General features: G+C 31.5%; 7 protein-coding genes. All 7 read left to right on the forward strand.

All coding sequences use genetic code 11. From position 1 onward, the window contains the following. Window positions 1-921, forward strand: a complete 921-nt coding sequence (locus G324_RS0100185; RefSeq protein ID WP_162146761.1) for a carbohydrate ABC transporter permease — start codon at window positions 1-3, stop codon at window positions 919-921. After that, window positions 918-1,814, forward strand: a complete 897-nt coding sequence (locus G324_RS0100190; RefSeq protein WP_025724393.1) for a carbohydrate ABC transporter permease — start codon at window positions 918-920, stop codon at window positions 1,812-1,814. Before G324_RS0100185 ends, G324_RS0100190 begins: the two co-directional genes overlap by 4 nt. Window positions 1,815-1,835: 21 nt before the next feature. Further along, window positions 1,836-3,413: a glycoside hydrolase family 43 protein gene (locus G324_RS0100195; protein WP_025724394.1), complete on the forward strand. Its 1,578-nt coding sequence runs from the start codon at window positions 1,836-1,838 to the stop codon at window positions 3,411-3,413. Between the two features lie 9 nt (window positions 3,414-3,422). Next, complete coding sequence (locus G324_RS0100200; RefSeq protein WP_025724395.1) at window positions 3,423-6,392, forward strand: sugar-binding protein; 2,970 nt, start codon at window positions 3,423-3,425, stop codon at window positions 6,390-6,392. A gap of 29 nt (window positions 6,393-6,421) precedes the next feature. After that, complete coding sequence (locus G324_RS0100205; RefSeq protein WP_025724396.1) at window positions 6,422-7,318, forward strand: glycoside hydrolase family 43 protein; 897 nt, start codon at window positions 6,422-6,424, stop codon at window positions 7,316-7,318. 14 nt (window positions 7,319-7,332) lie between these two features. Then, the gene (locus G324_RS0100210) at window positions 7,333-9,126 is read left to right on the forward strand and encodes a glycoside hydrolase family 2 protein (protein ID WP_025724397.1); all 1,794 of its coding nucleotides are present in this window, start codon (window positions 7,333-7,335) and stop codon (window positions 9,124-9,126) included. Between the two features lie 14 nt (window positions 9,127-9,140). After that, window positions 9,141-13,614 (forward strand): Ig-like domain-containing protein (locus tag G324_RS06950; RefSeq protein WP_035356944.1); only part of this gene is annotated, 4,474 nt, incomplete at its 3' end.

A 13,614-nucleotide genomic window follows, 5' to 3' on the forward strand; every position in this document is an offset into this window, starting at 1 on the left:
ATGACATCAACTGAAAAAAGAAAAACTTTAAAGTACATACCAAATAAATCTAAGTGGGGACTAGGTTTAGCAATCATACCTTTAATAGGGTATGCAATATTTGGACTACTCCCACTGATTTTAAGTGTTGTAATTAGTTTATTTGATTTAAACGGTTACCGTTTTGAAGGTATGGAATTTGTAGGTTTTAATAATTTCAGTCATGTCATTACTGACCCACTGTTTTACAAAAGTATTTTAAACACACTCTATGCTATGTTATCAATCCCTATAACAATAGGTTTATCACTGCTTATCGCAACAGTATTAATGAACCCGAAAATTAAAGGAAAAGCAGCATTTAGAACAATATTTTTTATTCCTTATGTATGTAGTGTTGTTGCAGTTTCTATTATGTGGCGTTGGCTTTTAGATGGTGAGTATGGAACGATAAATCAAATACTTAGTATGATTAACATAGACGGTCCAGACTGGTTAGGTGATTCTAGAAGTTTCATGCCAGCGATGATCATGATGAGTGTATGGGGTGGGTTAGGATTTAATGTTATATTATTTTCTGCAGCACTTACAAACGTAGATCATTCATTATATGAGGCTGCTCAAATAGATGGTGCTGGTACGATAAGAAAATTTGTCAGTATTACATTACCATCTATATCTCCTGTGACTTTTTATATATTAGTTATTAGTTTAATTGGTGGATTACAAGATTTTGCTAGATTCCAAATTATGGCACCAGGTGGTGGACCTGATAATGCAGGATTAACAGTAGTTTACTATCTATATAACGCAGGATTTACAAATGTAGTTACATATGGAATGGGTATTGCATCAGCAGTTTCATGGGTATTAACAATTATTATTGCAAGTATTACAGCAATGAACTTTATTGCATCGAAGAAGTGGGTGGCAAATTCATGAGAAATGAAAATTTAATTAGAAAATCAAAATTTCACTATAAATGGAAAAGCTATTTACAAACTATTTTAAGTTATACATTCTTGATTCTACTTTCATCATTTATAATTATTCCATTTTATGTCATATTTATTACCTCAGTAAAATCAAGAGCAGATTCTTTATCCATACCTTTTACATGGTTACCCAGTCAAGGTTGGCATTTTGATGGATACTTTAGTGTGTTATTTTCTGACCTTTCTGGTGGCGGTGATGGGACATCAACAATTATTAGAGGATTTATGAATACACTTATAGTAGTCATACCATCTACACTCATTGGACTTTTAACATCAGCACTATCTGCTTATGCATTTGCAAAACTCAAATTTAAAGGTAAGAAAATAGGCTTTGGTGTATTACTAGTCACAATGATGATTCCAGGTGTCATCATGCTTGTACCAAGTTATATGGTATATGATGCATTAGGATTAGTCGATAGTTTCTTTCCTTTAATGGTACCTGGAATGTTTGGAGCGGCAGCTGCTGTGTTCTTCTTAAGACAATTTTTCCAAGGCATACCTGATGAATTACTCGAGGCAGCAACAATTGATGGTATGGGAGAATTAGGTATATTTTTTAAGATTATGCTACCTTTATCAAAACCAGCATTAATTGCACAAGGCATCTTAGGGTTTATTGCAGGTTATAATGATTATTTTGGACCTTTAATATATCTACATGATCCAAAAAAATATACATTACAAATTGCACTATCATATTTTGAAGGCACATATGTTAATGACTGGCCAACAGTCATGGCTGGTGCAGTTATCACACTTGTACCAACCATAGTAATATTCTTAATCGCACAAAAATATTTTGTTCAAGGTATTACAATGACTGGATTTAAATAATTTGAAAGGTAAAAAATATTGATGAAAAAAACATTGACAATCATAACAACATTTAGTTTATTATGCTTACTTGTAGCTTGTGGTTCTGATACAGGTAACTATTTTGATGGTTTAACGGAACCATACAATGAAAACTTATTTTTTAGAAATGATTTAGAGGTAAGAATAGCGGACCCCTCAGTAATTTACATTACAGAAGGAAAAGAAGCAGGTTACTTTTACTTATACGGTACTACAGATCAATTAAGCGCAACAGGTATTTATGCATATAGAACTAAAAATTTCAATGACTGGCAATTAATGGGACCAGCATTTGTACCCCACAAAGATTCTTGGGGAATTAGTTCGATTTGGGCTCCCGAAGTTATTTATATGAATGAAAAATACTATATGTACTACTCAGCAACTAATCGTTTTAATAACAATTTAAAGGGATTAGGTGTTGCAGTTTCAGATAGTCCTTATGGTCCTTTTGAAGTCTATGAAGGAACAACTATTGATAACCGTGAAATCACTGTTGCTGATCAGCCATTTGATGTAGGATTTAAAGCAATTGACGTATCACCTTTTATAGATACAAATGGCGATTTTTACCTTTACTTTTCTAAAGACCAAGTTGATGGTATCTCATCAATTTGGGGTGTAAAAATGTTGGATCCTGTTACACCTGATTTATCGACTTTAAAACAATTAACACAACCAAGCTTTAGATCGATGGATGCATATGAAAATGCCATATTAAGATTTGGTCAAGTATCATGGGAACATGCAAATGACTCACAAGGTTATGTCATGTGGAACGAAGGACCATTCATGTATGAAAAAGATGGTGTATACTTCTTAAGTTATTCAGCAAACCCATATTGGTCTAGAGAATATGCAGTAGGTTATGCAACATCAAATAGTCCTTTAGGAGATTTTGTAAAACCAGAAGATAACCGTATTCTTGGAGTTGATACAAACTGGGATCATATGTCAGGTACTGGACACCACGTATTCTTTGAAGCTGGCGATGAATTATTTGTTGCATATCATGCTCACCAAGATAGAGTATTTGGTAATTCAAGTAGAGCGGTTGCATTTGATAGAGTATTTATAAATGAAGATGAACTATACATAAATGGACCAACATATTCACTACAACCATTACCTGAAATTATTACAGGCTATAAAAATATTGCAAAGGATGCAACATTTGAGGCAACCAATACATTAGATGTTGAAAAACTAAATGATAATATTGTTGCAATGCATTATAAAGATGCCTCAACTCAAATGGATGTAGAAACAGGTAGCACAACCATTACAATTAAATTTGATTCTGAAAAGTTAGTACGTGCGCTATTAATATATAATTCTGTAGATTATGAAACAGCATTTTTTGAAATAGAGTCCATTAATGTTTCAAATCAAGTTAAAATTAAAAATCTAGGATTTAATAATAATTATATAAATAGAGAATTTCCAGATTTCCCTGAAATGAGACCGGGTGGAGCCTTTATTGCTGAATTTAATGAAACAACAACAAAAGAAATAACAATCACTATTAAACAAGAAGGTTCAATTTCAATACCAGAAATTGTTATATTAGGAAAGTAAGGTAAATAAATGAAAAAAATAATAAATTTATTTATATTAGGGTTGGTCCTCATATTAATAGCCTGTCAACCAACTAAATACAGTTTTGAGAATCCAATTTATCCTGAGGATATTGACTTTAACTCAAGTGAACTTGATGAAAATATAAGTCTTGATGGTAAATTAGATGAAGCATTTTATAATGACCTTGAAGATTTAAGTTTTACATCAGCTCAAAACCCAAATCAATCCATGTCAATTAAAGCATACTTTGCTAATAAAGGGCTTCTTGTAGGTATTTTTAGAAATGATAAATCAGTTTACAGTGACGAATCAATCCAAGTGTTTAGAAATGATTCAGTCGAATTATATATTAATCCAACAAACAATAAACAATCTTTAACAAAAGATTATGTACAACTAAGAATCTCTGCAACAAATCTAAAAGAATCATGGATTGGTACACCTTCACCTGATGGTTACCCATGGAGCTATTATTTTGTACCATTTATGTCAGAAGTATATGTTGATGGTCAAATCATTGACTCATATGAAAATGATATAGAAGACAATAGAAAGTCAAATGGATATAGTATAGAAGTATTTATCTCTTGGGAAACATTGGGATTAACATCTAAGCCAGACACCATTGATCTATTCCCAGCATTTGTTGATAAAACCGGATTAGGTGTCAATGAATTTAAATGGAATGGATATGGAACTGCACATAATAATCCAAGCGGTTATGTTACATTCAATCATCAAAAACCAGGTACTGAATCAGGAAGTATATTTGGAGATTCTAATTTTGGGATGTATGCAACAACCGGATTTGATGTTAAAAACGATAACATTTTAGTTCAACAAAATGGTGGGTATGATCAATACACATTCTTTAAGAATGTTCATGGATCAAAATATGGATTTAGTGTTGAAATATCAGACTTAAATATTTTAAATGGTGATCAATATCCAAAAGTTGGAGTGATTGTTGGACAAAACGAAAGTGAACTATTAGTATTCTTACTCGATCCATTCGTTAATTTTGATAATTTCTATGGTGTATTAGTACCAAGAAATAAAGTAAATGGAGAATGGGGACAATGGGGATGGAATGATGGTATACCACTACCAATTGGCTTTAATTATCAAAGCAAAAACAAAATTTCTGTCGTTCGAGATGAAACATTTGTTTATATATTTGTAAATGATGAATTCATTGTAAAAAGAGAACATAATTTCACAGAAGACACACAAGCCGGACTATTCACAATGAATATGACTGCTAGATATACCAATGCAACAGCATTTAATGAAACAGTTATTGATAATTTAATTACTTTATCAGAAACTCCGGAAAATGATACATTTATGCAACCAACACCAGGTTTTAAAATTGAAGAAAATAGTGCAATACAAAATGGTGGGTATGATCAATGGGTTTACCTAAAAGAAGTACAAGGTAGTGTATATGGATTCAGTGTAAATATATCTGATTTAATCATTTTAAATAATGATCAATTTCCTAAAGTAGGTATCGTAGTTGGTAAAGATAGTAATAGAATTCTTAATTACTTCTTAGATCCATTTCCAGGTTTTAACAATTATTATGGATTAATTGTTGAAGGTGCACTAAAGGGTAGTGCTTGGACTGACTGGCAGTGGCCAGATGGTGTGAATCTACCTGTAGGTTTTAGTTATCATGACAATAATAAAATAACATTATTAAAAGATGAAACAAATGTATATATATTAGTTAATGATGTCTTTGTACAAAAACAAGCACATGGATTTACAAATGACACACAAGCTGGATTGTTTACCATGAACATGCATGCAAACTATACAAATATAGAAGTATTTGATACAGCATCCGTTCAAGCTCAAATTGAATCAATTGAATCAAATAGTTCAAATCTATATGAAAATATTACAGCAGGATTTGATGTTACAGATGAAACAAATGTAAAACAAAATGGATTAGGTGTTCAAAGTCTTTACTTTAAAGATATGATTGGTAATGCATTTATGGCAACCACATACATAACAATCGGTTCAAATTTAGATAATGACCAGACACCAAAGATTGGTATGGTTACAAGAAATGATAATGGTGGTCAAATCGCATACTTATTAGATCCACATGCTGCTAAAGATTGGAAAGATGTTGTTATCGTAAGAAAACCATCAGGTAGTGACTATAACTGGCCAGGAACACAAATTTGGTTAGATGAACTAGACTACAATAACGAAATAAAATTAACAGTCGTTCGCTCATTAAATACACTTTATTATTTCGTTGATGATGTCTTAATCCACATTGGTACAACATTAAATAGTTTAGATTCACAACCAGGATTAATGACAATGGCACATACTGGTACATTTAAAAACTCTTATGCAACAATAGATCAATTAGAAATTGATGCATACTTAGATAACTACATTTTTAATGCAACAGATAATTTTGGATGGGAAGGTACTGGTAACTTTAATGTTGTATCACAAACAGAAGTAACTATGAATCCAAATCCATATCAAGTTAATGAACCAAACAACTTAATTGTTAATAAAGATATTGAATTAACAGGAGACTTTTCAATTGAGTTTGATATTTCCAATGTAACATACGTAGATAAAGCAGCACCAGGTATCGAAGTATGGCCAAAGCTATCATTCTTACTCATTCAAAGTGATAATACAAAAAATTATGTTTCATTTGGTGCAGCATTAGATAAACAAAATAGAATTGAAACATTCTTTGATACATGGGTTAATTGGCAAGAATTTACAAATGTTGACTGGCAAACAGGATTTAATATCAAAATCATTCGTACAATCTTAAACAACCAAGCAACAATTCAGATTTACGTAAATGATGTTTTAATTCAAATTGATAGTGAAACAAGTTCAATTACAACTGATTATATTGGTACTTATACAATAGGTTTAACTTTTAATCATGCAAGTGGACAAATTTCAAATATGATACATACATAAAATATACGAATAAGACTAGGTGAATTATAATGAAGTTTAAAACAAAAATTAGTGACATTGGAGATCCATTTGTAGTAAAGCATGAAGATTTATATTATGTATATGCTACAAGCTATAAAAGTGGATTCTATGTTTGGGTATCCAAAGACTTAAAAACATTTTCTGAACCAAAGGTATGTTATGAAAAGAACAATAAAAGCTTTGGTTACAGAGATTTCTGGGCACCCGAAGTCATATATGATGGTAAAAAATTTATCATGCATTACACAGCAAGATCGAAAAAATCTGATTCACTAAGAATTGGAGTAGCAGTTTCAAGTAGTCCTTTAGGACCATTTGAAGATATTTATGATGGAGAACCAATGTTTGATTTTGGCTATGCAGCCATCGATGGCCATGTATTTATAGACAGTGATGAAAAAAAGTATTTCTACTTTTCAAAAGACTGTAGTGAAAACTGGGTTAATGGTGTGAAAACAAGCGAAATTTATGTTGCTAAACTTTCAGATGACTGTCTAAGATTAGAAAGCGAACCAAAAAAACTTATTACGCCTACTAAAGCATATGAAACTATTGCATACTTTGATGGTGATACATACTTATGGAATGAAGGAGCATATGTCATAAAAGAAGCAGATACATATTATCTGATGTATTCAGCAAACCATTATGCAGATAAATACTATTGTATTTGTGCTGCGAAATCAAAATATCCCGACAAAGATTTTGTTAAATTTGATCAACCGATTTTAACTTATAAAGATATAAATGAAAGTGGACCAGGGCACCATATGATGCTTAAAAATGGTAAGGGATATATTTGTGTATTTCACGTACACACACATAAAGAAAAACCATCTGGTAACCGCACAATGTGTTACATTCCTGTAACAATAGAAAACGATCAATTTTTATTTGATAAATAATAAGGGAGGTACATATGAATAAAGACTTATATCCAAGACCACAATTCATTCGAGATAATTACCAATTATTAGATGGTATTTGGCAATTTAGTTTTGATGATAATATGCAAGGTATTAAAGAAAAATGGTTTAATAACTTTCCTAAAGATAGTAAACAAATTCTTGTACCTTTTGTATTTGAGTCAGAAAAATCAGGCATTCATGATCTAGCGTTTCATGATCATGTATGGTATCAAAAATCACTTCTGATACCAAAAGATTGGAATCAGCAAGTCATACTCAATTTTGAAGCTGTTGATTATATAACAAGAGTATATATAAATGGTCAATTTGTAGGTGAAAATGTAGGCGGATATAATCGATTTTCATTTGATATCACACCATACTTAAACTATAAATTAGAGAATTTAGTTGTTTATGTAAGTGATCCATCCACTGAAGAAAGAATACCTCGAGGTAAACAATCTTGGGTGCCTAAACACCATAGTATATGGTATCCAAGAAATACAGGTATTTGGCAATCAGTTTGGATGGAACCCATACATCAAGAATCCATAAAGAGATTAAAAATTAATTCTGATATTGATGAAGGTAGTATAACTTTAGAACTTGAAACATCTACTCAAAATAAAAAAACTTTAGAACTCATTATTAAAGATGGTGATGAAGTTATTGTTTCTGATAAGTACTTAGTAAGTGATGAACTTAAAAGAAACATTCAAATTTGGAACCATAAAGTCTTTTATACAAACCAACATCACCATGGAAAAACATGGAGTCCAGAAAATCCACATTTATACAATATAGAGTTTAATCTATATATGGATAATGTCTTAACAGACCATGTAAAAAGCTACTTTGGCATGAGAAAGATTCATACTGAAAATGGCATGGTATACCTAAATAACAGACCATACTATTTAAAATTAGTATTAGATCAAGGATATTTTAAAGATGGATTATTAACAGCATCTAGCGATGAGGCATTAAAACAAGATATTGAGTTAGCAAAACAAATGGGTTTTAACGGTGCAAGAAAACATCAAAAAGTGGAAAGTGAAAGATATTTTTACCATGCAGATAAATTAGGATTCATTGTTTGGTCTGAACTACCTGCCACAGCATCATTTGATCAAAAATTTGTACCAGAAATAATCAATCAATGGACAAAAATGATTGAACGTGATATCAATCACCCATCCATTATTGCATGGGTACCAATCAATGAATCATGGGGAGTACCAAATATTAATCATGATTATATTCAACAAAATTATGCATTAACACTATATCATCTTACAAAAACTTTAGATCCAACCCGTCTGGTAATTTCCAATGACGGATGGGAGTTAGTAACAACAGATATTGCTGCTATACATAATTATTCACATGGCAAATTACATGATAAAACACAACACGAAATATTTAATGCATCTTTAAAAACTAAAGAAGCAATTCTAAATCATTATCCAGCAAATAGAAATATATTTGCAAATGGATTTGAATATGATGGAGAACCCATCATGCTTACCGAGTTTGGCGGCATCTCATTTACAAACACACACGAGAATGGCTGGGGCTATTCTCATGTAGATAACCCGGATGTATTTTTAGAAGAATATGAACGTATTTTAAAAGCAATTCAAAATAGTGAGGCAATCGTAGGCTTTTGTTATACACAACTTACAGATGTTGAACAAGAAATCAATGGATTATTAAACTATGATCGCAGTGAAAAAGTATCACTAGAAAAAATCAAACTCATAAATGACCAAGTCTCATTTATGATTTCTAAAAACAAAAAATAGAAGGGATTGAAAAAATGAGGAAATTATTATTACTGGTTCTAGGACTCATTGGCTTATTATTCGTTGTTGCATGTGATAAACCAAACCCACCTGTAACTGAAGAGTTAAAAGCACTATACTTAGACCAGACCAATCTTACTTTAAAGATAGATGATACCTATCAATTAGTAGTCACTAAAGACCCAATTAACGACACATCAGAACTTACATGGTCTTCAACGGCTTTAAATGTTGCTGAAGTTTCACAAACAGGATTGATAACAGCAAAAGCAACCGGAGAAACTACAATTAGAGTCGAAGCATCTAATGGCATATCTACAAGTATGACTTTAACTGTAGTAGAAGATATAGAAGAAGAAGTAACATCACTTCCAATTGATTATAATTTTGATACCAAACCAAGTGGCTTAAATATTGCCTATTCTGGTGGAGGATTTAATACAGTAGCTGATGGTATTCTAAGTATGGGTACAATTGGAACTGGTAATAGTCAAGCAGCGATTATTTTTGATGAAGCATTAAAAGAAACAACTGTCATTGAAACAAGAATTAAAGTAAACACAGTAGCTTTTACTAATGCCATCTTCTTATATACCTCAGGTACTTCAGTCAATGATATTGTTGTTGCACTTGCATTTGAAAACAATAGCATCAAATATCATAGTGGTAGTGGTTGGACAACAATTATGAGCCACCAAATGGATACATGGTATGATCTAAAAATGGTAGTAAATATTGGATCAAGAAGCTTAAACCAAACTAAAGGTGATTTTGATCTTTATGTTAATGGAACATTACTAGGTAACTATTCATTCAGAAATGGTGGAGATGGGTATGAAGATAATATTTATGCCCTAAGATTTGGTTCAGATAAACAAAACTCAGAATTTAGTTATGATTATTTAAAAATTTATTATGCAACCAAACCGACACTAACATTAATTGAAAACAGCAAAACACTTACATTAGAACAAAACAGTGTGGATTATAAAGTGTTGTATGCAGCAACTGGTAATCCAGAAATTTCAATTACATCAACTACTCAAACAGGTTACACAGTAAATGATGATGTCATTACATTTACGGCAGCAGGTACGTATGAATTTAAAGTACGTGCTACAACTGGTGCAGGTTATGTAGAGCGTACACTAAACATCGTTGTAGAAGGATCTATATATGCACCGACTTTAAATATTATTGAGAGTTCTAAAAGCTTATTGTTTACTGAAGGGTTAACATACACACTACTTTATGAAGTCACAGGTGGAGATCCTCTACCAGAGGTAAGTATTTTAGTAGAACCTCATACTGGTGTTACACTTAGTGAGAATGTTGCAACATTTACAGAACTTGGCACATATGTTTTCAGTGTTAAAGCTGAAAATACTGTAGCTTCAGTAACAAAAACAATTACAGTTAAAGTAACAGATACTTTAACATTTATTGATGAAACATTTGATACTGAACCAACATATCAAGAAACAACTGTTGGTACAGGAACATTCTCATACACCGATAATAAAGCAAATTTCAAAACAGGAACAACTTCTGGACAAGTATTTTTAAACATACCTTTAGAAGGTATTGATGGTTCATTTGTTATATCTGAGGATGTAACAGTTTTAAGTAATTCATTTTCAAATGTATTATTCATATATGCAAATAATGGAATTGGTACAACTGATATTGCATTAGGCATAGCAATAGAAAATGGATTATTACGTAGCCATAATGGTACAGCATGGAGATTAGTTGAAGGTGCACCAAATGTACTTAACCAAACAATTAACCTTAAATTACATGTGAATGTGGAAGCTGGGGAATTTGAACTATTTATTGATGATGTAAGTTATGGCATATTACCGTTTAGACATCCAAATTTAAAGGATAGTATGACACATTTATACTTAGGTTCAGATAAAGTAAATGCAAACTTTACTCTAGATAATATTAAAGCCTCCTATATCCTAGCGCCAGAATTAGAATTAGATACGCTAGAAGCCTCTGTTAATATTGACGAAAATCCCGAATTTGAAGTGATTTATACTGTAAAAGATTTCTTACTACCAACAAATGTAATCATTACAGGTGAAGATAAACCGGGATATCAAATTGAAGGCGATATCATTAGATTTACGAATGTTGGAACATTTGAATTTGTTGTTACAGCATCAAATTCAATTTATGAAACATCAAAAGTTATTCAAATTCAAGTTACTGGTTCAAACTTTGCTCCAATTATTGAAGTTATCGAACAAGAAGTTACACTCGACTTTAGTTTAGTACAATCATATACATTAAACTACTTAGTAACAACCGGTAATCCAGAACCAACCGTAGAAATTACATCAACAAACACATCTGGGTTTACTTTAAATCTAAATGAGGTAACCTTTACTGAACTTGGTATCTATGAATTTATGGTTACTGCAACAAATAGTATAGGCAGTGATCAAAAACTCATTACAGTGAATGTATTAGATGATTCAGTTCAATTAATGGAAAGTTTCAATCATCCAAGAGATTATGAATTTACAACAACTGGTAATGGTAACTTATCATATACAAATCAAACATTAAATCTTACAACTCAAATCGCTCCAAACTCTGTTTTTGTAACAATTCCATTTAAAGAAACATTGACTCAATCATTTACAATTTCTCAACAAGTAACAGTTAATACACCTGCATTTTCAAATGTATTATTTATTTATGGCAACCATTCAAATGCAGGAACTTCGATAGCTGTTGCTATTGCTGTACAAGATGGCATATTAAAATATCATGATGGTAGTTGGAAAAATGTACCTGGCTATAGTGCGGTACTTAACCAAACCCTTGATTTAATGGCATATGTAGATATAGATACTAAAATGGTTGATTTATACATTGATGGTGCTTTTGTTGTTTCATTTGGATTTAGAACACCATCATTAGCTAACAACTTAACACATCTTTATTTAGGTTCAGATAAACAAGACACAAACTTTGAAATTGATAATTTAATTATCAAATATGTGGATACACCAGAATTAGAATTAACTCAAACAGAAATAACTCTAGATATAGATACAACACCTTCTCATGTATTAACATATACAACAACAGACCCGGTTACAATTACAACTTCAGCATTAGAAGGTGTAACAATTTCAGGGGATGAATTAACATTTACAATGCCTGGTACATATGAGTTTTTAGTTACTGCTTCAAATGGTTTTAGAAATGTAAGTAAAACATTTACAGTAATAGCAACCTCAAGTTATTATGCACCAATATTAACAGTAAATGAGACAGAAAAAGCAATTGACTTATCAATTGATAACACATATGAATTAAACTATGTTGTAGATGCAAACCCTACTGCAGTAGTTGATATAGTCGTTGATCTAAGTGAAGGTTTTATATTAGTTGATAATATGTTTACATTTACAGCTCCAGGTACATATACAGTAACAATTACAGCAACAAATAATAAAGGTAGTGAAACTGGTATAGTTGTACTTACTGTTTCTGAAACAGGATACGCACCAACAGTTACTTTATTAGAAACTGCTATAACAATCGATTTAAAAGACACAAATGAAGTTTTATTAGTTTATTCAGTAGATGCAATACCATCTGCTACAGTAGCAATTAATGTAGACTTAGAATCAGGCTATACATTAGTAGATCAATTATTAACATTTACTATACCTGGTACATATATTGTGACTATAGAAGCAACAAATACATTTGGTACCGATCAAAAGACTTTAACAATTACAGTTTTAGATACAAGATATGCACCAACAATCACAGTAAATGAAACTGATATAACAATAGACTTACTATTTACAAATACATATACATTAGATTTTGAAGTAGATGCTCTACCTGAAGCAACACTAGATATATTAGTAGATCAAACAGAAGGTTATGTACTAGACAATCAAACCCTACAATTTAGTTTACCAGGTACATACATCGTAACAATTAACGCAGAAAATATGAAAGGTTCAACATCAGAATCAATTACTATTCATGTCATTGAAACACCTGTTATTGATCATGAATATATTGAAACATTTGATACATTACCACTAGAAATGGTTCATTCAGGTTCAGGTACATCACAAATTGTTGATGGTGTATTAGTACTTCAAACTGGAGCCACAACAGGTAAAGCACTTTATAATGGATCATTTGAACGTGCGCTAAAAGGTACTTATGCAGTTGAAACAAGAGTTAAAATTTCTGCACCAGTATTTACAAATCTCATATTATTATATTCAGGTACAAGTAACGTCTTAGGCGTTGCTGTACAAGATGGAACATTAAGATATCAAAATGGTACAACCTGGATAAACTCAGAAATAGCAGTTCCACAAGATGAATTCTTCACACTAAAAGTTATAACTACAGTGATGTCAGGTACATTTGATATATATGTAAATGATGTTAACTATGGTAACTATTCACTAAGAACTAAAGGTGCTGCTGAAGCAA

The sequence above is a fragment of the Acholeplasma granularum ATCC 19168 genome, assembly GCF_000526235.1.
Classification (GTDB): Bacteria; Bacillota_I; Bacilli_A; order Acholeplasmatales; family Acholeplasmataceae; genus Acholeplasma; species Acholeplasma granularum.